Raw genomic sequence first — 25,722 nt, forward strand, 5'->3', positions numbered from 1 at the left:
GTCCCTTTTGGCTTGACCCAAAAGGAACCAAAAACTCAAGGCAGAGAATGGGCCAAACGCTCCGGCCTCAGCAGGCGTGGATGTTGATGGTCCGTTGCGCAAGTTGCCCGCTATCAAAACCTTCACCGGCAGGGCATCCACCCCGCCTGCTTCGGCCTCCGCACCCCATTCAAGGCCGGGAAAGACCAGGTTGTATATTTTGTAGCTCGCTCCCTCGTCAGACAGAAATTCTTCCGGTCTTGGACATGATGCTATAACTCGTTCATACGATCTCCCCTTCGAAATTCATCATTTTTAATTCTTCATTCATAATTCCCTTCCACCACCCAAAAGATTAAGAAATTCTTAACATTATAATTATATTCCCGCTTGACATAAAAACCCTCAACCATTAACCTTACGCCCGTTATTCAACCGTTGAAAAGTTTAGCCATTAAATCGTTGAGAGGTTTAGACGTAGAATCAGTTGAATCGTAGAAAGGGTAAGCCATTCAGGCAACAAACCCGGACCCGAACCAAGCCCAAAACAACAAGCGCCTGTTCCTCGCAATCAGCAAAACCATGTATTGACCCATAAACAAACAGGCACCTGCACCCACACCCAAAATACGCAATACCCAATACGAAATAACATGATCTCCAACTTCCTGAAAAAGCCGTCAGCAGCCATCCAGGCACTTCCGCTGACCAGGACCACCCCCTCGACCTCAACCTCAACCTTAGCCTTACTCATACTCCTGCCCCTCCTCTTCCTCGCGCTGTCTCCATCTCAAAGTGTTGCGCAAAATAGGGGGGTCCCAGAATCCCAGCAATTCCGCATGGCTGAACGCATCATTCGCGTGGCCGAGCCGGGGCAGCTGGCGGATTCGGTCAATGTGTGGGGCGATGTGGGCAGTGCCGGCCGCTATCTTATTCCCCGGAATACCAGTCTTCCGGAGCTGATCTCCTACGCTTTTGGACCCCGTACCATCAGCGATGACCAGACCCGGCTGGACTGGTCGAAGCTGCGTGTGGAGGTCAGTGTCTCGGAGTACAGCCAGGAGACGGGCATGGAGGAGGTACGGACGTTCCGGTACCGCTTCAACGAGCCGCTGCCCGACGGCATGCGGAATTTTGAACTGAAAAACAACCAGGTGGTGGCCCTGCAGGTGAAGCGCCGGCCCTCCTTTGTGGATTATGTGCGCGTGGTGGCCCCGGTACTGTCAAGTATTGCGACGGGATTTTTGATTATCGAGCGGTTGCGTTGAATCGATCACCGACGACTGACTACCGACCACTGACCACGGCACCCCGGTCGTCCGTGGTCCGTCGTCGGTCGTCCATAACTTTAATGAAACACACAAACATTGAGTAGCCCCAAATCACAAACCATCCTCGTAACCGGCGGTGCTGGCTTTATTGGCTCCGCCCTCGTCCGTTATTTAATTCGGGAAACAGACAATACTGTTATCAATGTAGACAAATTGACCTATGCCGGACATCTGGAAAACCTTGAAGAAATTGATCACTCCGCAAGATATCACTTCGAAAAGGCCAATATCTGCGATTCAGATGAAATGAAAGATATGTTCCGGAAGTACAAGCCTGATGCCGTCGTGCATCTGGCCGCGGAATCGCATGTCGATCGCTCCATCGACGGCTCGGCGGAGTTTATCCGAACCAACATTGTGGGCACCCACAACCTGCTGGACATCGCCAAAGAATATTATGAGGAACTGGGGGAGCAGAAAAAGAAGGAGTTTCGCTTTCTCCATGTGTCCACGGACGAAGTATATGGGGAGCTTGGGGAAGAGGGATTTTTCAAGGAGACCACGCCCTACGATCCCCGGTCGCCCTACTCGGCCAGCAAGGCGTCCTCCGACCACCTGGCCCGTGCATGGTTCCACACCTACGACTTCCCGGTACTGATCACCAACTGCTCCAACAACTACGGGCCGTACCAGTTTCCGGAAAAGCTGATCCCGGTCGTCATCCTCAAGGCCCTGCAGGGAGGGGATATCCCGGTGTACGGCACCGGCGAAAACGTGCGCGACTGGCTCTACGTGGATGATCACGCTCGCGCCCTCTACAAGGTATTGCAGGAAGGGGAGATCGGTGAAACCTACAACATCGGCGGCCATAACGAGAAGCAGAATATTGAAGTGGTTAATACGATCTGTTCTATTTTGGATGAGTTACAGCCTAAAGATAAAGGTACCTATGAGGATCAGATCACCTTCGTCACCGACCGCCCCGGCCACGACTTTCGCTACGCCATCGATGCCTCCAAGATCGAAGCCGAACTCGGCTGGAAACCCGAAGAAACCTTCGACTCCGGCATCCGCAAAACCGTGCAGTGGTACCTGGACAATATTGACTGGTGTGAGGCCGTCACAAGCAACAACTACGACTTAGAAAGATTAGGCACAAAATGAAGGTCGAAGGTCTGAAAGTCGAAAGTCGAAAAGTCCAATGTCCGACCTTTGACCTTCGACCGTTGACAAAAATCGAAAAATTTCAAAAATGAAACTAAAAGCTATAACAACATGAAAGGCATAATTTTAGCTGGTGGAAGCGGAACCCGCCTGTATCCCATAACAAAAGGCGTATCCAAGCAGCTGCTCCCGGTATACGACAAACCGATGATTTACTACCCGCTTTCGGTGCTGATGCTGGCCGGCATACGCGACATACTCATTATCTCCACCCCCAAAGACACGCCCCGGTTCGAAGAACTCCTCGAAGACGGCAGCCAGTGGGGTCTGAACCTGCAGTACGCCGTACAAGATGAACCCAATGGATTGGCCGAGGCCTTTATTATCGGGGACGAGTTTATAGGCGATGATGATGTGTCTATGATCCTGGGCGACAACATCTTCTACGGGCGGGGCCTTTCGGAAATGCTCCATAACGCCGCAGGACGCGAGCAGGGCGCCACCGTCTTCGGCTACCAGGTGAGCGACCCCGAACGCTTTGGCGTGGTGGATTTTGACGAAAACCAGAAAGCGCTCTCCATTGAAGAAAAGCCGGATGATCCCAAAAGCAACTATGCCGTCACCGGCCTCTACTTCTATGACAACCGCGTGGTCGATATCGCCAAAAACATAGAACCCTCCGACCGCGGGGAACTCGAGATCACCGATGTGAATAAACAATATTTAGTAGCAGGTGACCTGAACGTAGAACTGCTGGGCCGCGGCTTCGCCTGGCTCGACACCGGCACCCACGATGCCATGCTCGAGGCCGCCCAGTTTGTAGAAATTATCGAGCGGCGGCAGGGACTCAAGATCGCCTGCCTCGAAGAGATCGCCTGGCGCAAAGGCTGGATCGACGACGGCGAAGTGCTGGCTATGGCTGACGAACTCAGCAAAAACGGCTACGGCGAATACTTGGAAATGCTTTTAGGCTCAGGTTAAGGTTAAGAAGAACCTCGGGCCTCAACCTCAGCTTCAACATTCAACAATGAAAATTCTAGAAGAACCCTTCCCCGGCTTACTCGTTATTCAACCTGATGTCTACAAAGACGAGCGCGGCTTTTTCCTGGAGACGTGGCAGCAAGAACGGTACAGGGAAATAGGAATAAAAGAAGACTTCGTACAGGACAACTGGTCTCGCTCCACCAAAGGCGTGTTGCGTGGATTGCACTTTCAGAAAGAACATCCCCAAGGCAAGCTTGTTAGTGTGCGACGTGGAAAAGTGTTCGATGTAGCGGTGGATATCCGTCCGAAATCAGATACATTCGGAGAATGGTACGGTAACGAACTGAGTGACCAGAATCACCTGCAAATGTATATACCACCGGGTTTTGCCCATGGGTTTTGTGTGTTAAGTGAGGTAGCTGACTTTAATTACAAATGCACAGATTATTATCATCCTGATGATGAAGGGGGGATTGTCTGGGATGATCAAATTCTGAATATTCACTGGCCCGTTAATGATCCCATTATTACAGACAAAGATTTGGAGTTGGGCTCATTTGAAGTATTAAAAAAGGAATATGTCACTTAAAGCGGAAGCTTCAAAAGGTGTACTTTGGGTGATCGTAGAACGGTTTGGTCAGCAAATCATACAAGCTATAATATTTATTATTCTTGCACGACTGCTGACCCCTGAGGATTTTGGCCTTATCGGTATGATTATGATCTTTTTTGCCGTGGCCCAGAGTTTCGTTGACAGTGGTATGGGCCAGGCGTTGATTCGTGAAAAAGAGATTACCGATCAAGATCGGTCCACGGTGTTCTGGTTCAACCTGTTACTTTCCATAATTTTTTATGGATTACTTTACATATGTGCACCCTGGATTGCCCAATTTTTTGAACGCCCGGAGCTGGTGAACTTAACCCGTGTTATGGGAATAACAGTTATTTTTTCGGGCATAGCTATCGTACAGCGATCTGAAATGACACAGCAACTTGAATTTAAAAAGCAGGCCTACGCCCAGGTACCAGCTATGTTTATTGCCGGAATGGGATCAGTTACTATGGCCTATTTGAACTATGGGGTGTGGGCATTGGTGGCTCAGTATTTATTGATTACGGGTTTTAGCAGTCTTTTCTTATGGTTATTACAACCGGCGAATATTCGATTTCATTTTGATAAAGACTCGTTTACCAAACTATTTGGGTTTGGGTATAAATTATTGCTATCAGGACTGTTAAATACCACCTATCAGCATATTTATAAGTTGGTGATCGGTAAGTTTTTTGCCGTATCCACGCTGGGATTTTATACCCAGGCAAAAAAAGTGCAGCGGATGGTAGGCCAGAATTTAGCGGGCATTATCGAAAAAGTAACCTATCCCTTGTTGTCTAAAGCAGGTAATGATCCAGCGCGTTTAAAAAGGGGGTATCGACAGATTGTAAAATGCAGCTCATTTGTGATCTTTCCGGGTATGATGATGCTGATATTGTTAGCTGAACCATTGCTGGTACAGGTATTGGGTGAGCAGTGGAGGCCGGCCGTCCCTTTTCTTCAGCTGCTTTCCTTAAGTGGTTTGTTATATCACTTACATTCTATCAATCTGAATATACTTAAGGTAGTTGGCCGTTCGGACTTGTTCCTGAAACTTGAAGTTATAAAAAAGGTAAATACTACTATTGCCATTGTTGTTGGCATTCAATTTGGAATATACGGATTGCTCATTTGCCAGGTGATTTCATCATACATAGCGCTTTTTATAAACACCTGGTATACAGCCCGGTTCTTGAACTACTCTATTCCCGAGCAGGGAGAGGATATAGGCAGGGTGTTGGTACTATCTATACCCATGATTTCTATTGTAGGAATAGCAACTTATTTATACCCCGCTCATTCACTGTTGCTGTTGATAGGTTATTTATTATTAGCCGGCATAATATACATTGGTGGGAACTTGCTATTCCGTACAGAAACGGTTGATATAGTGTTGAAAATAGCCCGGCCCTATTTACCGAATAAATTTAAATTACTATTACACATATGATTCCTGTCACCAAACCCTTTTTACCGCCGAGGGAAGAATACGAAGCACTGCTCGACAATGTTTGGCAGCGCAATTGGCTGACCAATAACGGCCCGTTGGTACAGCAACTGGAAGATGAGTTGGAAGATTATTTAGATGTGCCTCATTTGAACTATGTTTCAAACGGTACCATAGCCCTGCAAATTGCAATTAAAGTATTGGGCCTAAAAGGCGAAATTATTACGACTCCTTTCTCCTATGTGGCTACCACTTCCAGCATTGTCTGGGAGGGATGTACGCCTGTATTTGTAGATATAGATCCAGAGACCTTGAATATCAATCCTGATCTGATAGAGGAAGCGATCACCGGTGAAACGACCGGTATATTGGCCACGCATGTATTTGGCAATCCCTGTGATATTGAAGCTATCCAAGATATAGCTGACCGACATGATCTTAAGATTATTTATGATGCCGCCCATTGTTTTGGGACAAAATATAAAGGCAAGTCGGTCTATAGCTATGGAGATATAAGCACAGCCAGTTTTCATGCTACCAAGTTATTTCATACCGTAGAAGGTGGAGCAGTAATTACCAAAGATCCGGAAATTAGCCATAAGGTACAACGCATGCGGAATTTTGGCCATGCTGGATACGAAGAGTTTGAGGGCGTAGGAATTAATGGAAAAAATTCGGAATTCCATGCGGCTATGGGATTATGTAACCTTCAATACATTGAAGACATTTTAGTAAAAAGAAAAACACAGTGGTTGTTCTACCAGGATCTATTTGAAGATGTTGAAATAAAAAGTATTACTCTAAATCCTGAAGCAGTTTTTAACTATTCATACTATCCAGTCATATTTGAAAATGAGGACATTACACTAGATATAAAAGAATCACTTGAAGAGGCTGGTATATCACCGCGCAGATATTTTTATCCGAGTTTGTCCGATCTTGAATATGTGAATGGAAAATTGATGGAAATATCAAAAGATATATCGCAACGGATACTATGTTTGCCACTTTACCATGATTTAACTGAAGTACAACAAAAAATCATTTCAAGTACGATAAAAAAGACATTTCAGGTTGTATGAAGAAAATATTAATGCTTGGGGCTAGTCATTTTCAAGTACCTGCTATAAAATATGCAAAAGAGGCCGGATATTATGTTATAACAGCTGATTACAAACCTGATAATCCCGGGCATAAATTTTCAGATGAGTATCATGACGTTAGTACTATAAAAAAAGATGAGATTTTAAAACTATCATCAGAACTTAATATAGATGGAATTCTTTCTTATGCCTCCGATCCCGGTGCACCCACGGCGGCTTACGTATCAGAAAAATTGGGACTTCCTGGAAATCCCTATAAATCAGTTTTGACATTACAGAGAAAGGATTTGTTCAGGAGATTCTTAAAACAGCATAATTTTAATGTTCCAGAATCAGATTCTTTCAAAGGACTAACTAATGCCAAAGAGTATGCTGCCTATTTATTAGATAATTTTGAAAACATTATTGTCAAACCGGTAGATTCCTCGGGTTCAAAAGGCGTAAGCAAATTGTCAGCTATTGACAAGTTTGATGCTTTTTTTGAAAAGGCAAAAGATTTTTCCCTTTCTGATCAAGTTGTAATTGAGCAGTTTATCGAAAAGAGATCCTATCAAATGGATGGTGATGGGTTTGTCTGGGATGGCCATTTATCTTTTAGTTGTTTTGGTACGCAGCATAATGATTATGAATGCCATTCTCACGTACCGGTAGGTATTAGTTTCCCATATGTGGAAAGCGAAGAAATTCAAAAAAGAGCCCGGAAGCAGATTGATCGGATAATGTCTCTGCTTGATATGAAGGTCGGGGGGCTTAATATAGAATTTATAATAGATCAGGCTGACAATATTTATATCATTGAGATTGGCCCGAGAAGTGGGGGCAATTTGATTCCGGAGGTTGTCAAATATGCCACGGGTGTAGATCTTATAAAATATTCAGTAGAAGGAGCTTTGGGTAAGGATTGCTCCGATTTGAAACAGGTGGATACGAAGGGATTTTACTCATCTTATATTTTGCATGCCCGTAAGACTGGAACGGCTGAAAAAATAGTTATCGATGATGAAATAGTGCCTCATATTGTTGAGCAAAATATTATGGTAGAAAAAGGAGACAAAGTGCAGAAATTTGATGGATCCCATAATACGCTGGGAACTTTTATCCTGAAGTTTAAAGACCATCAGGAAATGATTAATAAACTTGATGAAATGCATAAATATATAACAGTAAAAACTTATTAATTAACATTTATGAACATTTTACTTATTGGCCAGTGTACGTTGCATTGGGGTCGCATGGAATTTGGTAATATTGGTAATTATTACATCATAGAACCTTTTATAAGGGAGCTGCATCGCGTATATCCAGATGCGGAAATCCGAACCACATTTCAAATGTCGGATCGGTTTTGTGAAAGAGAGAACGTTACTGTAATACCAATGGAATATTATTACAACTGGTCTGAAGATGATTTAGACATTGCATTAACAGAATTAGCGAGTGCGGAAATTTTCGAGAAATCAGGGTATTTGCCTAAAAAAACACCATATATCAAAGAAGTATTGGAGGCTGATTTGGTAATAGACTTTAGTGGAGATATTTGGGGTGATAATGCGAATTTAGTTGGTGATGATCGTTTTTTAGTGGGATTATGCAAAAATCGGGTAGCTCAACTCTTAAATACACCGACAGCTATGCTTGCGGGCTCACCCGGACCTTTTAAGGAGCAAAACACACTGGAGTTTGCGAAAGAGGTTTTTAAAGAGTTTGACCTGGTTACAAACAGGGAAGCTATAAGTAAGCAACTGTTAAAAGAGCGGGGATTCGATATTTCCAAAACACATAGTTTGGCTTGTCCTTCCTTCTTGTTTGAACCGGCCGAACAGTCAGAGATAGAGGGTGCAGTAATTAAAGAGCAAATAAATGAGACGGACAGACCTTCAGCTGGTTTTATTTTATGCGGATGGAATTTTACGGAAGCACCATTTGATAAGTGGCCTCGTAAGGACAAAGATTATGATCAGTTTGCTGATGCTGTTGAGTATATGATTGATGAACTTGGTTTAGATGTATTTTTAATGTCTCATAATAACGGTTTCCCAATTCCACCTAAGAAATTTGAGTTACAACATGGCCGTGATTATCCTATTGCTAAACAGTTGCAAACTGTATTAGAACAACGAGGTAGAACCAAACATGTACATGCTATAGATGGTGTTTATTACCCGAAAGAAGCGAAAGCATTAATAAAGAATTTTGATTTCCATGTTAGTGGTCGCGTACACGGTGCGGTTGCGGGTTTGTCTCAGGCAATACCTACGGTAATTATTGATTACGGCCATGAACCTAAAGCCCATAAATTAGAAGGTTTTGCCAAGGTGACCGGTATGGAAGATTATATTGCCGATCCTTCTTCTGGCCAAAGTTTGATTAAGACGATAAATGAATGTTGGATTAATAGAGATGAGGTAAAAAAACATCTTAAAGATCAGTTGCCAGTAGTTAAAGAAATGGCTCAAAAGAGTTTCGATCTACTTAAAGAAATTTAATATGAGTATTGAAATTGAAATAGTTGATAAATCAGCTATTAAAAGAAAAGACGTTTTAGAGGTGTTGGAAAAGTTAGATGACCATTATACCCCCCCGATTAGTTCACTAGTTGATTTGACCACGTATGCGGGAAAAATTGTTCAAAATGCTGAAATTCTTTTTATAAAATCTGGCACTAAAACTGTGGGTATGTCAGCAGTGTATTGTAATGATTATGATAATTACACTGCTTTTATAACAACTATTGGAATGATAAAAGAATACCAAGGGCAGGGTTTAGGAAAGAAATTACTGGAGAAATCAATTGAATTGGCCAGATCAGAAGGGATGAGGGAAATAAAATTAGAAGTACATAAGGATAATATTTCAGCTATTAATTTTTATAAAAGAAACTATTTTATAGTAAAAGATGAGAAACTGCGTCTTTTAAGTAGTAAAGATAGACAACGCTGGTTGATAATGGGAAAAATGATTTAATGATAATTTTATGAAATAAACTACTGATATATAATTTATAATGAAGTATTACCTCTTCCTAACAACTTTGATCAGAAATATTGGTGGTGGTCACATATACACTGCTAATAAAATGAAGTCTTTGAAGAGTTTAGGATATGAAGTTGATTATTTTCATGCTGATGTTAAGCATGGAAAATTATTTGTTCAAGATTTCATTCCATTCAAGAATAATTGTGATAGTCGTTTGCAATTTCCTGCTTACTATTGGGATAGCGAGACTCAAAAAGAAGTAATTAACCTTATTTGTGAGTCTATACCTAGTAAATGCAGTGAAATCATTATAGAATCTCAAACTCTTAATTGTGCTACATGGGGTGAACTAGTCGCGGAGCATTTAAATGCAAAACATATTATTTATTGTTTGTCTGAAGATCCCAGAATTCCAAATAATGATATGTTTGAGTTTTTAAACTTTAAACTTGATAGAGGAGAATTAGCAGGAATTACACAGAATTCTCTTCTTTATATGTTCAATGGATGGCGGAAAATAGGAAGAGATGAATCATGTTATTTGACCGCACATGGTGCAAGTGGGATTCATGTTTTAGATGAAATACCTTATAAAAAGATAGATTCTATTCCTCAAAATGACTTTATCATAGGATCAATTGGAAGAATTGATAAATTATTTTTAAAAGAATCTTTAAATAGTATAATACGTTTCGCGAAAAAGAATAAAAACAAAACATTTACGGTACTACTTATTGGTGGTGCTTCAAATAATAAGTCGAGAATTGAAATTGAAGATAAACTTAAAAACATAGATAATGTAGATTTACACATTAGTGGTTTAATTTTCCCTATTCCGATTGAACTTGTTAAATTAGCAGATGTATATTTTTCCAGTTCGGGTGCTTGTCGAATTTCTCAGGAGCTTGGAATTCCAACAATCGCAATTGATGGGAAAGACTTTAAACCTATTGGAGTGTTAGGGGAAACTACAGAAAATACATTGCATAGAGATGATGAGCCAATTATTTCATTTACTAACTTACTTGAGGATATATTAATTAAGGACAGATTTAGTGAAAACGGGAATTCACGGATTGGTAATAGAAAACCTATTGTAGACTATTCAGATCACCTTGACTTCATTGAAAAGTCAGCAAATTCAAGTGAATATTTTGATATTAGCGAAGCCACACTATCTATGAATGAGCGATTAAAAAAAATAATATTGACAATCTTTGGAATAGAATTAACGGCCAAAATAATCAATAAATTAATATCGCCTATTTGGATGAAATTAAAGAGGTATGATTTAGTTAGTTAAAATAGTTTATAAAGAACTTATTATGAATATCGCATTTATCTTATCTGGGCCAACGTTAGCACCTTCCAACGGAGTTGTAAGTCAGGCACGTACATGGAAAGAGGGGTTGGAGCGTTTGGAACATAATGTAACGATGATAAACATGTGGAATAAAAACTATTGGGAAGAATTCGATATCATCCATTACTATGGGTTTAGTATTTATATGCGTGATCATATAATGGGTGTTTCAAAAATAAATCCCAATATTGTAGTTTCACCCATCCTTGATCCTGATTATAGTGTAAACAGGTTGAAACTATATGCTCGCTGGGGTAGTCTAAAATTGGGATTAACCAACAGATACCACAGCTTTAAATCGGTTACAGATAAAATAAAACTGTTCCTTACCCGATCAGAATTTGAACAACGTTATATCACTAGAGGACTTGCAATAAATGGTGATAAAAGTGTGGTTGTACCTCTTTCCTATAATATTACTACCAAAGACAATATTCCTGACAAGGAGCCTTTTTGTTTCCATCTAAGCTTACTTACTGATGAGCGTAAGAATGTAAAACGGTTAATACAGGCTGCCAATAAGTACAAGTTCAAATTGGTATTGGGGGGTAAACTAAGAAACCAAAAGGAGCGCAAGCTGCTTGATAGCTGGATCGGAGATAGTAAATATGTTGAATATCGGGGCTACCTTTCAAAAGATGAGCTAATGAATCTGTATGCCCGTGCAAAGGTGTTTGCTTTGCCCAGTACTAATGAAGGAGTTGGAATTGTAGCCCTTGAAGCAGCTGCAATGGGTTGTAATATTGTAATAACAGAATTGGGTGGACCCAAAGAGTATTATGATGGTATGGCTGAAGTTGTTGATCCATATGACATTGATGAAATTGGGAAAAGCGTTTCGAAATTATTAAATGGCAAAACCTATCAGCCGCAGCTCCAAAAGAAAATAAGGAAGGAGAACTCGCTTAATGCAGTTGCTCAAAAGCTTGAAACTGCTTATCAAAAAATACTGTAATTCTGATTTATCTTACCATTTTGAAATTTGGGTAGTTAGCGTCGCAATGCCTCATTTAGCATGAATTTATCTTCAACATCGTACATAGGTCGATCAACCTCAATTTCAGCATCAAGAATTTTGCTGTATCTAATACTGGTTTCTCTGGCCGTAGCTCCGGCTTTTGTACTTGGTCAAGGCAACCGGAATTTGCTGCTGATCGGGGTCATGGGCCTCTCACCGCTGGTTGTAATTGCTATACCCAAGTTCTACAAAAGTGATATCTGGTTGTTGCTGTTTATGGCCAGCATCATTGTGATTCCGCTGGTGCACCAGCCGGAACATATGCGGTGGTCCACGGTGCTCTATTCCTGTATGTTTTGCGGTGCCTTTATGGCGTATAATCGCCTGTTGCATGTGAACTCCTTTAAGGTTGAGCAGTACAGGGATCTGCTCAAATATTTGATTTACGCTTATTTTATAGTGCTCCTGATTCAGCAATTTTGTGTGTTAACGGGTTTGCCGGTGTTTAATGCAAGTAATTATAATTCTGAAACCCCCTGGACGCTGAATGCCTTGGCGGCGGAACCTTCCCATAGCGCCAGGATCGTGGCATTGCTGATGTACTGTTACATCACGGTGCGTGAATTAATTTTAGATCGAGCTTATAAATTAACCTTGGATGTTTACAATGACCGCTGGGTGTGGATGGGTTTTCTTTGGACTATGGTAACCATGGGCAGTGCCACCGGTTTCCTGTTTATTATTATTGTTCTCCTCAAGTTCATGCGATTGCGTAACCTGATTCCGCTGGCAGGAGTGTTGGGTCTGATTGTACTTATTATTAACTGGATGGGAGTTGAGGCTTACAAACGTACGTGGGATACATTTGTGGCTACGTTATCGCTTGATATACAAGCGATAATTCAGGCTGATCTTAGCGCCTCCTTTCGGATTGTTCCTTTCATAGTTCTTAGCCGCATGATCGATGTAACGACACTTAATGGTTGGTTTGGTCATGGGATTGACCATGTTTCCACATTCTTATCAACAATCATACCGGCTTCACCCGAAGGATTAACAGGAGGGGGGCTTTTGCAGGTATGGATTAATTTTGGGTTTTTATCATTTGCCCTATTTTTCGTTTTTTCGTTAATGAGTACTTTTAATAAAAGTGATTATTTAAGCCTTCTTTTTTGGGTTTTATTAGTGTTTATGTATGGTATAAATAATCAGATTGTTTGGCTATGTATTGTACTTTTATATACGAATAGATTTTTCAGTAAAAATTATCACAAATAAGTAATCTGTCTGCAATGAAGATCCCCAAAATAATTCATTATTGTTGGTTTGGGCCTAAAGATATTCCAGATTTAGAACGTAAATGTATAGAGTCGTGGAAACAATATTTACCTGATTACAAATTGAAATTTTGGAATGAACAAACTTTTGATATTGAGTCATTTCAATTTGCTAAACAAGCGTATGAGAATGAGTATTATGCTTTTGTAAGTGATTTTGTAAGAGCAATGGTATTATATAAGCATGGGGGGATATATTTAGATACCGATCTGGAGGTATTACAAAACTTCACACCTTTATTGAAAGGAAAAGAAGCAGTTTTAGGGTTTGAAAATAGTAGTGATGTAGGTACGGCCTTGATGGCGTTTAAACCAAAACATCCAATAGTAAAAAATTTTGCAGACCATTATAAAAATCGATCTTTTATAGATTCCGATGGGAATATACAGCTTACCGCTAATCCTCAAGTGCTTGGGAATGTATTGGTTGAATTTGGTGTAGAATTAAATGGGAAAGAACAAAAAATTGACAGTCTACATGTTTATAACCGAGAAAAATTTTTCCCGAAAAAGATTGAAAAGGGTGAATTTAAAACTACAAAAGAGACAGTAACTATTCATCATTATAAGGGTAGTTGGCTAACTAAGCGACAAAAGCAAAGAGGGGAGAATAAATTTTGGGTCGAGGTATGTCGACCGATTCTCAGAAAGTGCAAGGATTGGAGTTCCAAGATTATAGGCAATAAACAAACAAAGAAATTAGAGATTAAAGTAAGAAATTGGTTAAGATAGAAACGCTATAATGAATTTACAGACTGATGGAAAATTCCATATAAAGTGGGGAGAATTACATACAGAAATATTATCTGATTTTATACAAGAACTAAATAAAGCTGAAATTCGGTATTTTATACTTCGTAACTATGAGGGACTTCCTAAACAAAATAATGCAAAAGATGTTGATATTATTATAGATTGCGGTACCTATGATAAAGCTGCTTCAATTCTTCGTTCTATATTTCAGAAGAAAAACATTTCAAATTTCCATGTTGTAAAATATGAGAGAGTGCGATGCTGGTTTGGAATTAATGTTGAAAATAATTTTTCTATTCACATTGATTTAATTGAAGGATACCTTTCCAAGGGTTTTGAAATATTTTCTTTTGATATACTTTATCAAAATACAAAAGCACATAAGAATTTTAGGGTTTTAAATGAACCGTATAATGCTCTTATGCTACTATACTATAAATTAATTGGGGCAAATTATTTAAAAAAAAAATATCAGGATAAGATTAATTCAATATATAGTAGATATGCAGATTGTATTAATAATAAGATTATTAATACGGCAGGTGAAAAATTAGGAAAAGAAATCATTTCTTCATTGGAGAACGAAAAATTTTCCCGAATAGAGAATATGGCCTCTTTACTATCGAAAGAAACAAAAAAGAGAGCATTTTTACGAAAGCCTTACAAGACATTAGTCAATATTTTTAAGTTTTTGGCTGAGAAATTTTATCGAATAGTAATTTGTCCCCGGAAATTTCAAAAATTTATTTCTGTTCATGGTCCAGACGGATCTGGAAAGTCGACATTTATCAATGGTTTAACAGAATCTATAGAATATTATTTTTTGGCCGAAACAAAAACACATGTTTACCATCATCGCCCAACAATACTACCCAATTTAGGAGCAGTCGGTCATAAAGCCGGATTAAAAAAACAGGATAAGAACTTTACGAATCCACATCGGGCTGAACCAGCGGGACAGGTAAATTCATTTCTACGAATGGGGTATTACTGGCTTGATTACCTGATCGGTGTACCTTTAAAAATAAGAAAAGATGTTCAGTTCGATAGGTTTACTATCTATGATCGATATATCTATGATTTTTTGATTGATCCCCACCGGTCTCGCATCAATTTGTCCTACTGGGTACGAAAAATATTTACAAGGCTGGTTCCGCACCCCCAAATTTCTTTTGTATTGCTCACGGATGCCGAAACAGTTTACGAGCGTAAACAAGAACTATCACTTGAAGAAATTGAAAGACAATTGAAGGAATTCAAAAAGTTGGCAGATACCAATGACCGTTTTATTGTAATGGATGCCTCAAAGCCCCCCGAAGACCTGGTAGAAGAAGCTACTGAAATCATTATTGAAAGGTTTACAAAAAAAGTATAGTGAGAAAAATTTTAGTTAGCGCGTACGGTTGTGAACCACTTAAAGGATCGGAACAGGGCGTTGGATGGAATTGGGTGCTGCAAATGGCGAAACATAATAAGGTGCACGTCATTACCCGCGCCAATAATCAAGAGCCCATTGAGGCCCATCTGTGTGAAGACGTGAAGTTCAATATCACTTTTCACTATTATGATACCAATGATTTTATAAAGGGACTGAAAAACAAGGCCAAGGGATTATATTTTTATTATTTCTGCTGGCAAGTTGGGATTATCCCGTTGGTGTTAAAGCTGAAAAAAGAGATCTCGTTTGATTATTCTATGCATCTTACATTCGGCAGCATGTGGATGCCTACATTTTTGCCTTTATTTAATATTCCATTCATATGGGGACCCGTAGGGGGAGGGGATAATGAGCCAGAATCATTCAGTACTGTTTTATCATATAGAGAATGGTTCTTACACTATGTTAGAAAACTGATGCACAGGACCAGTTTTCTAAACCCATTTATTATGTTGCCTGCTATTAAAGCGCAAGCAATTTTAGTACGCACAAAAAATTCGGCACAAGTTATTCCTGGTAAATATCGAGATAAAGTCGAGGTTATATTAGAAACAGCAATGGAAAATGATGTATTTAACTACTCAAAGGATTATAGTTTATGTAAGGATTCGTCAATCCGATTAGTTTCTACGGGACGTTTAATGCCGTCTAAGAATATTGTATCGGCAGTTAAGGCTTTAGATCAATTACCTTTCTCCAGACATGTAATATATACTATAATAGGATCCGGTCCGGAACGAAAGCGCATAGAACAGGAAATAGATGGCCTTGATTTAAATGACCAGGTAGAAATAATCTCGGAAGTACCCAGGAAACAGGTACTTGAGAAATTATCGGAATCAGATATCTATTTATTTCCAAGTCTTCGGGAAGGAGGTAGCTGGGCATTAATGGAAGCTATGGCAGTAGGGTTGCCTGTTATATGTCTCAAATGGTCAGGGATGGAAATTATTACAGATCAAGAGTCAGCCATTCTACTGCCCGTCACAGATCCCGAACAGATGCCCAGAGATATGGCCAAAGCAATCTGCAGGCTAATTGATGACCCGGAATTAAGGAAAAGGATGGGAAAGGCCGGCCGTGAACGTATAAAAAATGAATTCAACTGGGAGGCCAAGGGAAAATTTATGGAGCGTCTCCTGGATGAATTGGATGGAAATGTAAATTAGCCAATGGCAAAATAAGGAGGTGGTAGTATTAAAGAACTCTTGAATAAAGTTATAGACCAAAGAGGGGATAACGTATTTATTTTCTTTTCTAATAGTGATGACAAGCAATGGGTGATACCCCAAAGAAATATTAAAACAGGGTTAAATCTCTATCAGCCCAGCAGCTTAAAAGGAAAGCTTCTTAAACGTTGGTTACCATCACTAAAAAATATAGATCTGGTTCAGTCGGTAATCGGGATTGAGGAAAGGCAGTATGCCCTTTCTGAAGAGTTGGAAGTATTATTTCAGAAGCTATTTGGGATTGAGAACATAGAATTTTCAGTATTCGGGGGAACACCGTCGGTCCACCAAAAAATGACTATTCAAATATTCAGTGAGGATCGTATTCTGGGATACTGCAAGGTTTCTAATAACACAGAGATTAAAAAAATATTTCGGCATGAAAAAGGGATTCTGGATGAGTTGAAGCAAAAAGGTATAGAGCAGGTGCCGGAATGCCTGTTTTGTGGCAATTTCAAAGAAGATATTGACCTTTTTGTGCAAACCACGGCAAAGACCAATGCATCAAAGACGATACATCAATGGGAAGATCAACATTCGTTTTTTTTGAAGGAGCTGCACGAAAAAACCAGGCGACAATTACCATTTGGGGAAACCGCATTTGCGCGAATGCTTGATAAGTTATCCCAACAATTATCAAGGGTTTCTGCTGTTGAGGGTACGGTGCTGAAAAAAGGGATTGAACAGGTGCGGGACCATTATGAAGGCAGGGAGGTCATGTTTTCCATGTTTCACGGTGATTTTACTCCCTGGAATATGTTTGTAGAAGAGGGGGAGCTGTTTGTCTTTGATTGGGAGTATGCCAAACGAACCTGTCCACCCTTTATGGATCGATTTCATTTTTTTACCCAAACCGCCATTTTTGAAAAAAAGATGACGGGTCAAGAAATATTTGATATTTACCAATCTATCAAGAAATATTTTTTGAAATATATAAATAATCCAGATTTAATTTTTCAATGTTATCTATTAACTGTAGTAAGTCAATATTTAGAAAGAAATAAATTAAGCGGACTGGAAGAAGATATACGAAAGCATATGCATAACTGGCTAGAAATTTTAAATAAAATTAATGGAGTAGTTAATAAATGAGTAAAAAAATATTATCAGTATTTGGGACTCGTCCTGAAGCTATTAAGATGGCTCCGTTGGTTAAAGAGTTGAGTAAGAGCAAACAATTTAAAACTAAAATATGTGTGACAGCCCAACATCGTGAGATGTTGGATCAGGTTTTGGACTTTTTTGAAATTGAACCTGATTTTGATATGGATTTGATGAAGGAGAATCAAACCCTTAATGGCTTATGGGCTGATATTTTGGTTAATATCAAATATATATTAGATGATTTTAAGCCAGATTGGGTGTTGGTTCATGGAGATACAGCAACTTCAACAGCTGTAGCGTTAGCTTCTTATTTTTCAGAATGCAAGGTTGGACACGTTGAGGCCGGTTTGAGAACCTGGGATAAATGGGCTCCCTACCCAGAGGAAATGAATAGACAAATTACAGGTAGGATTGCGGATCTGCATTTTGCACCCACTAAAGATGCTAAAAGTAACTTAAAGAGAGAGGGCGTTGATTCAGATAATATTGTTGTAACTGGAAATACTGTTATTGATGCATTGATGTATAGTATTGAAAAAATAAATAGAGGTTATTCAAACGAAAAAATAAAAGAAATAGAGAGAGGGATAGATTTTTCAAAAAATATAATCTTGGTAACAGGTCATCGTAGAGAAAATTTTGGTCAAGGATTTATAAATATCTGTAATGCACTAACAGAAATTGCACAAGCAAATAATGAGAATGAAATAGTTTATCCAGTACATTTAAATCCCAATGTCCAAGAACCTGTTAATAGGTTACTACAAGGAATTCCTAATATTCATTTAGTTGATCCGCTAGCATATCCTTCATTCGTATGGTTAATGAATAAGTCAAAAATAATCATTACAGACAGCGGTGGAATACAAGAAGAGGCTCCTTCATTAGGTAAACCGGTGTTGGTAATGAGAGAAACAACGGAGCGCCCTGAAGCTTTGAAGGCTGGGACCGTAAAACTGGTAGGTACAAGTAAAGAAAAAATTGTTGACGAGACTCTAAAACTTTTGAATGATGATAAAAAATATGAGGAGATGAGTGTATCGAATAATCCCTTTGGTGATGGATCAGCTAGTAGTAAAATTGTAACAGCTTTAAATTAAACCTATGAGAGTTCTATTTCAGTCACGAAAGACTTTATTTTCAGCTCCAGGAGGAGATACCACTCAAATTCTGAAAACTAAAGAACATCTTGAGAAATTGGGTATTGAAGTTAATATATCTCTTGAATTAACTCCCGACTTATCAGATTATGATATTGTTCATGTTTTTAATTTAATGAGACCGCAGGATTTATATTTGCAGGTAAAAAATGCAAAAGAGCAGAATAAAAAAATTGCTCTTTCAACAATTTATGGACCTTATGAAGAATACGAAAAAAAGGGGCGAGGTGGGTTTCTTCAGATACTTAATAAAACACTATCAATAACCCAGATTGAATATTTAAAAGTTGTAGCAAGAGCTGTATTAAATAATGAATTTAGCAAAGGAACTTTATTATATTTAATAAATGGGCATACAAAACTGCAAAAAAAGATATTGAAATATACAGATGTTTTGTTGCCTAATTCAGAATCAGAAATGGAGAGAGTTATAAATGACTTTAATCTTAATGGCTATACTTATAATAGTGTCCCAAATGCAGTAGATATAAATAAATTTAAATATGAAGAGGTAGAAGTTCCGTCTGATATTGAAAAATATCGAGACTGCGTATTATGTGTTTCACGGATTGAAGGTAGGAAGAATCAGTTGAATGTTGTTCGTGCTGCTAAAGCTTTACCATATAAATTTGTATTTATTGGTAAAGCTGGTGCCAACTTCAAAAATTATATGCAAAAGTGTATTCAAGAAAGCCCAGCGAATTGTGAATTTATAGGTCCAGTTGCTCACGAGGATCTGCCTAAATATTATAAAGTTAGTCGTGTACATATATTAGCTTCATGGATGGAAACTCCAGGATTAACATCGTTAGAGGCGGCTATTATGAAGAACAATATCGTAGTTACTAAAAAGGGTGACACAGAAAGCTACTTTGGTGATATGGCGTATTACTGTGAGCCAGATAGTGTAGAATCGATAAAAAAAGCAATTGTTTGTGCTTATAAAGAGCCATTTAAACTCAAGTTGACTAAAAAGATAGTAAATAACTATACATGGGAGGATACGGCACAAGAAACATTGAAGGGATATAAAAAAATTATTTAATCGTTTTAATGAAAATAGCAATATTAGGTACACGCGGAATTCCTAACAAGTATGGAGGTTTTGAACAGTTTGCAGAGTATCTTTCTTCCGGACTTGCGGATAGAGGACATACCGTAACGGTGTATAATCCCCATTTCCATAATGAGGCGGGTTCCAGTCTGGGGAAAGTTAATATTTGTTATCAATATTGTCCTGAAGAAAAAGTTGGTTCGTTAGCTCACTTTATATATGACTTTTTCTGTTTAAGGGACGCCCTAAAAAAAGATTTCGATGTAATATTGGAATGCGGGTATGGGACGGCTTCTGTATCATATTTATTACTGCCAGTCCAGAATTCCAATATTATTACTAATATGGATGGCATTGAATGGAAGCGGTCAAAATTTTCCGGGCTTGTTAAAAGAATGATGCGGTGGTTTGAAGAAATTGGTGCTCGTAAATCGGATCATCTGGTTGCTGATAACTATGGGATCAAACGCTTTTTGAAACAAAAGTATAATGTCGAGTCAACGATGATTCCATATGGAGCTACGTTGTTTGAAAAGCCGAATCCTGCCTATCTGGAATCCTATAATGTGTCACCGGGCGAATATTTCATGCTCATTGCCAGGTTGGAGCCTGCAAATAATATTGAAATGATTCTGGAAGGATATGATCGCTCAAATAATACCATACCATTTCTGGTGATTGGTAATCACCAAACGGAGTATGGAAGGTATTTTAAAGAAAGATTTAAACACAATGAGAAAATACAATTTCTGGGGGGAGTGTATGATCAGAATGTGGTAAATAATTTGAGATATTTCAGTTCGGCCTATTTCCACGGTCATTCGGTTGGAGGTACGAATCCATCGTTATTGGAGGCCATGGCCTGTTCATCGTTAATTATTGCGAATGATAATATTTTTAATCGGTCTGTTTTGAAAGAGGGGGGGCTATTCTTCGAAGACTCAGAAGATATTGCCAGGATGTTAAATAATTATTCAGCTATTAGAGATAAAAGAGAAAAGCTGATACAAATGAATATTAGCAGAATAGATAATTTTTATCACTGGGATATTATTATCGATGCATATGAACAACTATTTAAGGAAACTTGTGGTAACAATCGAATAGAAAATGAATAATATCAACGTATTTGCTTTTAAGTTTTTGGTGTTCAACATAGGCATTACCTATGTTTATTTTGAGACTGAATTATCATTTATAGCATCATGAATACCGCAGATATTGATAGAAGACTTGTTGAAAGTTATACCACCCTGTTAAAAAATATGAGTACGTCTAATAAACTTGATTTGATTTCGAGACTTACCGAATCGGTTAAGACCGATATTTCTGAAAGTCAGAATAATATCTACGAATCATTTGGCGGATGGAAAGGCGATGAAAGTGCAGATGAATTGGTACATGTGATCAGGGAGTCCCGTACGTTTAACAGAGACCGGGAAGAGTTATCTTAAGGTCTAAAGTTATCCTCGCTTATTCGGACTGAACAGTCATTGAAAATTAACACAGTCACAACGATACACAGATTTAAATTTTTTATTGTACCTTCTTTCTGGTTGCCAAAATGCAGGATTTAGGGAGACTGAAGCCCTTGCGCCCTCCAGGGATAGAGAACAATGCCCTTTCTAAAACCCCGGGGGTTCGAACAACGCCTACCTCCCAAACCTGCGAGGTTTCCTTTCCCGTATAGGCAGTGGCCTTGAGAGGGGTCGTCCCTTCCGGAGTAACAAACCTCGCAGGTTACGAACCATGCTTTGGTTGGAGAAGAGGGATTTAGCTTGCTTAACGAAGTTTCAACGTAGTTGAGGGAGATTGAATAAATAGGAATTTAAAACTGTTAATTATATAATCACTTAAATTGAAAATGAAAATAATTAACGTTGCAAGCGCCCGCCAAAAACATCTTGATAAATAATCAGGGTAGATTTTTGTTATATTTATAAACAGAAAGATATTATTTAAAGCACAGGAAATGTGATTATGAGTAGGAAAAAAGAAATAACGACCGATGAACTTAATAAGGCGTTGTGGCATATATCGCGCGAGGCTCGCAGAAAGAACAGGGCCCTGGGATTAGACACGTTGTATGAAAAGGATGGTTATCTGGTTAAATTAGATGCTTCCGGTGAAGAACACAGGATCAAAAAGCTTGAGAAAAAGAAACAATCCTCCCCGCCTCGAATAGTGATCTTTGATTAATGCCCGTACCACGAGTTAGAATGTTTGCCGGACCGAACGGATCCGGAAAGACCGAACTCATCCAAAGGTTGGATAACACCGGAATACCACTGGGACCGGTGTTGAATGCAGATAAGCTGTTGAACCAGCTTGAAAATGCTGGATATCTGGATCTGAGAGAGTATAAGCTGACCGGTGTACTTCAGGAAAATTGGACGGAAGCTTTAGAGAAGGTTGGGGAATTACAAACCCGTATTGAGAAGGCGGGGAATGTTCCTCATGTACGGCTCAAAGAAGATATGCTTATTTGTGAAAATAATGACTTGGATGCCTATACGGCTGCTCTTATTACTGATTTTCTACGATACAGGATGCTCGATGAGCAAATAAGTTTTAGTTTTGAGACAGTAATGTCGCATCCCGGTAAAATTGACTTCCTGGAGTTTGCTAACCCGGAATATTCACCAAGAAATTTGGTTGTGCACAAGGCGTCCCGACAATGGCGCAGGAGGCGTACCTCGGTACGTTGACGAGCCATTTTCGGGAGACAACGAAGTGCACGACCCAATTTCGCAGCCCGTTGCAACTACACCCAAATTTGAGCTATAGATAATTTTTTGTATCTGAAATAAAATCGATTACTAAACCTTCATTTTCTATTATTTCGTGAATAATCCGGGCTAAGTCGAAGGGATACAAGACATATCTTTATTTTATTGCAACGGATGATCCCATGATCAATATAAGCAGGGTGAAAAACAGGGTCGAGAAGGGTGGGCATCCGGTTCCTGAACAGAAGATTATTGAAAGATATGAACGGAGTTTGTCACTTCTATATAGTGCCCTCAAGACAACAGACCGGGCATACATACTGGATAATTCCAAGAGACGAAGTTCCGTACTGTTTGAAAAGAAGAATGATGGCAAAGGGTATCTGCAGATTGAAAATTATCCCCGCTGGTTTGAGAAAGCCGTACTGGAAAAGTTAAATTGATTTTGGAACTCTTGGAATAAGATCTAGCTCAGTATGCAATAAAGGCACTGTTAAAATCCCTTCCCGAAAGCGGTCGGGACAGGCTTTGGTTGGAGAAGAGGGATTTAGCTTGCTTAACGAAGTCTTCATTCCTCATTCCTCATTCTTCATTGAACATCCCCCTGCACCCCCTTCGAACATCATTTACCGCTTTTTCAATCATTGCTGCCACAAGGGGGAAAGCCCCGGGTTCTCCGTTTCTGCCCCTTCGAAATTCATCATTCATCATTCTTCATTCTTCATTCATAATTCCCATTCTCCGGCGGCGATTTTTTTGGTATTCTTCGATGAAAAAATGAACAAGGAAAGATGATTAAGAAGCCTGAATGTGAAACAGGAGACTGTTTTCCCCAACCGAGGTGTCCCTTTTGGCTTGACCCAAAAGGAACCAAAAACTCAAGGCAGAGAATGGGCCAAACGCTGCCGCCTGTGCAGGCGTGGATGTTGATGGTCCGTCACGCTGGTTGCCTTCTATCGAAGTTCTCACCGGTGCAACATCCACAAACGCCTGCTTCGGCCTCCGCGCCCCATTCAAGGCCGGGAAAGGGCAGGGTGTATATTTTGTAGCTTGTTCCCTCGTCAGACAGAAATTCTTCCGGTCTTGGGCATGATGCTATAACCCGTTTATACGAGCTCTCCCTTCGAAATTCTTCATTTTTAATTCTTCATTCTTAATTCTTAATCCCCCGCTGGCCTGCATTTGTTTGATCCATGGTTACTTGGTACATTAATTTTAGAAGAGGTTTGGGACCTGCAGACTAGTGGATCCGAAACCTCTAATAATATTAAATTCATACTTTATGTCTGCGTATGAAACGTGTTGTCAATATTGCAAAAGATAAGAATGAGGCCGATAAATGGGATATCAGGCAAGCGACTCGTATGTCTGTTGAGGAACGTCAAAAAGTTGCCCGTACCTTAAAAAAGCGAGTATATGGAAATACACCTGATATTAAGGAATGGAGAAAGCTAAATAGATGAGAGCAGAATACTTTTCTCCCGATACCCAACAATTTTTGGTGTTATTAGATAAATATGAGGTAAAATATCTGATTGTGGGAGGCGAAGCCGTCATATATTATGGGTATCCTCGTTTAACAGGTGACGTTGATTTTTTTTATTCTTCAGATAGTGACAATGTCGTCCTGTTGTTCGATGCATTATTGGAATTTTGGGATAATGATATCCCCGGATTAACGAAGCCTGAAGAGTTGCAAAGCCCCGGATACGTTATCCAATTTGGTGTCCCTCCCAATCGAATCGATTTGATAAATGATATTGAAGGAGTGCGTTTTGATGAGGCATGGGAGGGACGTGTAACAGAATCTATTTCCATAAAAGACAATAATATACCGGTTTACATTATTGGATTATCTGATCTTATTACTAACAAACGTCAGGCGGGCAGGAATAAAGACCTGGAAGATTTAAACTATCTGGAAAGCATTGATTAGAGTAGCACAATTCCGGATTGCAAGGTGCCTTAACCGAGGTGTCCCTTTTGGCTTGACCCAAAAGGAACTCAACAATCAAGGCGGGGAATGGGGGCACCCGCTGCCGCCTGTGCAGGCGTGGATGTTGATGGTCCGTCACGCCGGTTGCTCGCTATGAAAACCTTCACCGGCAGGGCATCCACCCCCGCCTGCTTCGGCCTCCGCGCCCCATACAAGGCCGGAAAAGACCAGGTTGTATATTTTGTCGCCCGCCCCTCGTCAGACAGGAAATTCTCCCGTTTTCGGAATGATTGCTATAATTCGTTCATACAATCTCCCCTTCGAAATTCATTATTTCTAATTCTTCATTCATAATTCCATCCTCCTTCCGCCCTGGCGATTCGTAAGCCGTCCGGCCGCATGCAGCGGCGGCGTGAAGAAAGAACCCCTGCAGCAAGAAGTGTCGTCCCTTCCGGAGTAACAAACCTCGCAGGTTTCGAACCATGCTTCGATCGACAAAACCAGCCCCGGTGCGGTCCACCTGCCCGGTGGGGTACCTTGGGGGAAGGCACAGTCTGCGAACCCTAAACCAACGCCGAGCCATCATTTCTCTTGGCAGATGCTTTTTGTAAGGATTGGCTGCGAATTCGGTCGTACTCTATAAAGCAAGATTGTATAAATAGCTAAAAATACTATTACCAATATCAATCCTCCTGTCCTCCTTCTCCAAGGAGGCACTCAGTGACAAGAAAATGGCTCTTATTGTATGGAATGGGCACTTACAAAGTCCCTCTTGGAGAAGAGGGATTTAGGGAGATTGACCACGCCTTAATTATTTAAGTGGCGTTCCCCTTATTGGACTTTTTGGACAGCCTCATAAAAGCCCTGCCCCAAGAAATTAAGAAACAATGTTAAAGCTGGAAGCTAGAACTCACGTTACTTATTTTTCATTCCTCACTGAACATCCCCCTGCACCCCCTTCGAACATCATTTACCGCTTTTCCATCATAACTGCCACAAGGGGGAAAGCCCCGGGTTCTCCGTTTCTGCCCCTTCGAAATTCATCATTTTTAATCACTGTTGTCCGGGGAAAATAGTAAGAAAATAAAAAAGCGGAGTCGCATTTGACCCCGCCTTGCGGTAGTTTTTGGAAGCACCACCAACCA

Annotated in this window: 26 protein-coding genes; 25 read left to right on the forward strand and 1 reads right to left on the reverse strand. The window is 39.9% G+C overall.

Annotated elements, in window-relative coordinates:
• Positions 1-550: 550 nt before the first annotated feature.
• Entirely contained in the window at positions 551-733 is a 183-nt protein-coding gene (locus ACG2F4_RS17655) for a hypothetical protein (protein ID WP_395262234.1), read from the reverse strand.
• An 85-nt stretch (positions 734-818) separates the two neighbouring features.
• Here ACG2F4_RS17655 and ACG2F4_RS17660 point away from each other — a divergent pair, with 85 nt between their 5' ends.
• From ACG2F4_RS17660 to ACG2F4_RS17780, 25 genes are all read left to right on the forward strand, one after another.
• Positions 819-1,247, forward strand: a complete 429-nt coding sequence (locus ACG2F4_RS17660; protein ID WP_395262235.1) for a hypothetical protein — start codon at positions 819-821, stop codon at positions 1,245-1,247.
• Between the two features lie 99 nt (positions 1,248-1,346).
• The gene (gene rfbB / locus ACG2F4_RS17665; protein WP_395262236.1) at positions 1,347-2,414 is read left to right on the forward strand and encodes a dTDP-glucose 4,6-dehydratase; all 1,068 of its coding nucleotides are present in this window, start codon (positions 1,347-1,349) and stop codon (positions 2,412-2,414) included.
• 111 nt (positions 2,415-2,525) lie between these two features.
• Positions 2,526-3,395: a glucose-1-phosphate thymidylyltransferase RfbA gene (gene rfbA / locus ACG2F4_RS17670; RefSeq protein WP_395262237.1), complete on the forward strand. Its 870-nt coding sequence runs from the start codon at positions 2,526-2,528 to the stop codon at positions 3,393-3,395.
• 46 nt (positions 3,396-3,441) lie between these two features.
• Positions 3,442-3,987: a dTDP-4-dehydrorhamnose 3,5-epimerase gene (rfbC, locus tag ACG2F4_RS17675; RefSeq protein ID WP_395262238.1), complete on the forward strand. Its 546-nt coding sequence runs from the start codon at positions 3,442-3,444 to the stop codon at positions 3,985-3,987.
• A complete protein-coding gene (locus ACG2F4_RS17680) occupies positions 3,977-5,440 on the forward strand; it encodes a lipopolysaccharide biosynthesis protein (RefSeq protein ID WP_395262239.1) in 1,464 nt (487 codons plus the stop codon). Before rfbC ends, ACG2F4_RS17680 begins: the two co-directional genes overlap by 11 nt.
• Positions 5,437-6,519 carry a DegT/DnrJ/EryC1/StrS family aminotransferase gene (locus tag ACG2F4_RS17685; RefSeq protein WP_395262240.1) on the forward strand — a complete coding sequence of 361 codons (1,083 nt, stop codon included), beginning with the start codon at positions 5,437-5,439 and terminating at the stop codon, positions 6,517-6,519. Before ACG2F4_RS17680 ends, ACG2F4_RS17685 begins: the two co-directional genes overlap by 4 nt.
• Complete coding sequence (locus ACG2F4_RS17690) at positions 6,516-7,718, forward strand: acetyl-CoA carboxylase biotin carboxylase subunit family protein (protein ID WP_395262241.1); 1,203 nt, start codon at positions 6,516-6,518, stop codon at positions 7,716-7,718. Before ACG2F4_RS17685 ends, ACG2F4_RS17690 begins: the two co-directional genes overlap by 4 nt.
• Positions 7,719-7,772: 54 nt before the next feature.
• Complete coding sequence (locus tag ACG2F4_RS17695; RefSeq protein ID WP_395262242.1) at positions 7,773-9,026, forward strand: polysaccharide pyruvyl transferase family protein; 1,254 nt, start codon at positions 7,773-7,775, stop codon at positions 9,024-9,026.
• 1 nt (position 9,027) lies between these two features.
• Entirely contained in the window at positions 9,028-9,504 is a 477-nt protein-coding gene (locus ACG2F4_RS17700; protein ID WP_395262243.1) for a GNAT family N-acetyltransferase, read from the forward strand.
• Between the two features lie 121 nt (positions 9,505-9,625).
• Complete coding sequence (locus ACG2F4_RS17705; RefSeq protein WP_395262244.1) at positions 9,626-10,819, forward strand: hypothetical protein; 1,194 nt, start codon at positions 9,626-9,628, stop codon at positions 10,817-10,819.
• Between the two features lie 22 nt (positions 10,820-10,841).
• Positions 10,842-11,834: a glycosyltransferase gene (locus ACG2F4_RS17710; RefSeq protein ID WP_395262245.1), complete on the forward strand. Its 993-nt coding sequence runs from the start codon at positions 10,842-10,844 to the stop codon at positions 11,832-11,834.
• 120 nt (positions 11,835-11,954) lie between these two features.
• Positions 11,955-13,115 carry a hypothetical protein gene (locus ACG2F4_RS17715; protein WP_395262246.1) on the forward strand — a complete coding sequence of 387 codons (1,161 nt, stop codon included), beginning with the start codon at positions 11,955-11,957 and terminating at the stop codon, positions 13,113-13,115.
• 14 nt (positions 13,116-13,129) lie between these two features.
• Positions 13,130-13,906: a glycosyltransferase family 32 protein gene (locus ACG2F4_RS17720; RefSeq protein ID WP_395262247.1), complete on the forward strand. Its 777-nt coding sequence runs from the start codon at positions 13,130-13,132 to the stop codon at positions 13,904-13,906.
• 10 nt (positions 13,907-13,916) lie between these two features.
• Positions 13,917-15,302 (forward strand): hypothetical protein, encoded by a 1,386-nt coding sequence (locus tag ACG2F4_RS17725; RefSeq protein ID WP_395262248.1) that lies wholly within the window; start codon positions 13,917-13,919, stop codon positions 15,300-15,302.
• A complete protein-coding gene (locus tag ACG2F4_RS17730) occupies positions 15,302-16,534 on the forward strand; it encodes a glycosyltransferase family 4 protein (protein ID WP_395262249.1) in 1,233 nt (410 codons plus the stop codon). Before ACG2F4_RS17725 ends, ACG2F4_RS17730 begins: the two co-directional genes overlap by 1 nt.
• A gap of 39 nt (positions 16,535-16,573) precedes the next feature.
• Positions 16,574-17,686 carry a hypothetical protein gene (locus tag ACG2F4_RS17735; protein ID WP_395262250.1) on the forward strand — a complete coding sequence of 371 codons (1,113 nt, stop codon included), beginning with the start codon at positions 16,574-16,576 and terminating at the stop codon, positions 17,684-17,686.
• Positions 17,683-18,798 (forward strand): non-hydrolyzing UDP-N-acetylglucosamine 2-epimerase, encoded by a 1,116-nt coding sequence (wecB, locus tag ACG2F4_RS17740; RefSeq protein WP_395262251.1) that lies wholly within the window; start codon positions 17,683-17,685, stop codon positions 18,796-18,798. The genes ACG2F4_RS17735 and wecB overlap by 4 nt, the downstream gene beginning before the upstream one ends.
• Positions 18,799-18,802: 4 nt before the next feature.
• Positions 18,803-19,903, forward strand: coding sequence for a glycosyltransferase (locus ACG2F4_RS17745; protein WP_395262252.1), 1,101 nt, complete (start codon positions 18,803-18,805; stop codon positions 19,901-19,903).
• 8 nt (positions 19,904-19,911) lie between these two features.
• The gene (locus ACG2F4_RS17750; RefSeq protein ID WP_395262253.1) at positions 19,912-21,030 is read left to right on the forward strand and encodes a DUF1972 domain-containing protein; all 1,119 of its coding nucleotides are present in this window, start codon (positions 19,912-19,914) and stop codon (positions 21,028-21,030) included.
• 147 nt (positions 21,031-21,177) lie between these two features.
• Entirely contained in the window at positions 21,178-21,366 is a 189-nt protein-coding gene (locus ACG2F4_RS17755) for a hypothetical protein (protein ID WP_395262254.1), read from the forward strand.
• Positions 21,367-21,892: 526 nt separating this feature from the next.
• Positions 21,893-22,111, forward strand: a complete 219-nt coding sequence (locus ACG2F4_RS17760; RefSeq protein WP_395262255.1) for a hypothetical protein — start codon at positions 21,893-21,895, stop codon at positions 22,109-22,111.
• A gap of 101 nt (positions 22,112-22,212) precedes the next feature.
• Entirely contained in the window at positions 22,213-22,620 is a 408-nt protein-coding gene (locus ACG2F4_RS17765) for a hypothetical protein (RefSeq protein WP_395262256.1), read from the forward strand.
• Between the two features lie 203 nt (positions 22,621-22,823).
• A complete protein-coding gene (locus tag ACG2F4_RS17770; RefSeq protein ID WP_395262257.1) occupies positions 22,824-23,084 on the forward strand; it encodes a hypothetical protein in 261 nt (86 codons plus the stop codon).
• 849 nt (positions 23,085-23,933) lie between these two features.
• Complete coding sequence (locus tag ACG2F4_RS17775; protein WP_395262258.1) at positions 23,934-24,104, forward strand: hypothetical protein; 171 nt, start codon at positions 23,934-23,936, stop codon at positions 24,102-24,104.
• On the forward strand, positions 24,101-24,577 hold the full coding sequence (locus ACG2F4_RS17780; RefSeq protein WP_395262259.1) for a nucleotidyltransferase: 477 nt from the start codon (positions 24,101-24,103) through the stop codon (positions 24,575-24,577). Before ACG2F4_RS17775 ends, ACG2F4_RS17780 begins: the two co-directional genes overlap by 4 nt.
• Positions 24,578-25,722 lie beyond the last annotated feature (1,145 nt).

It is taken from the genome of Halalkalibaculum sp. DA3122 (assembly GCF_043951865.1).
Classification (GTDB): Bacteria; Bacteroidota; Rhodothermia; order Balneolales; family Balneolaceae; genus JAMQKA01.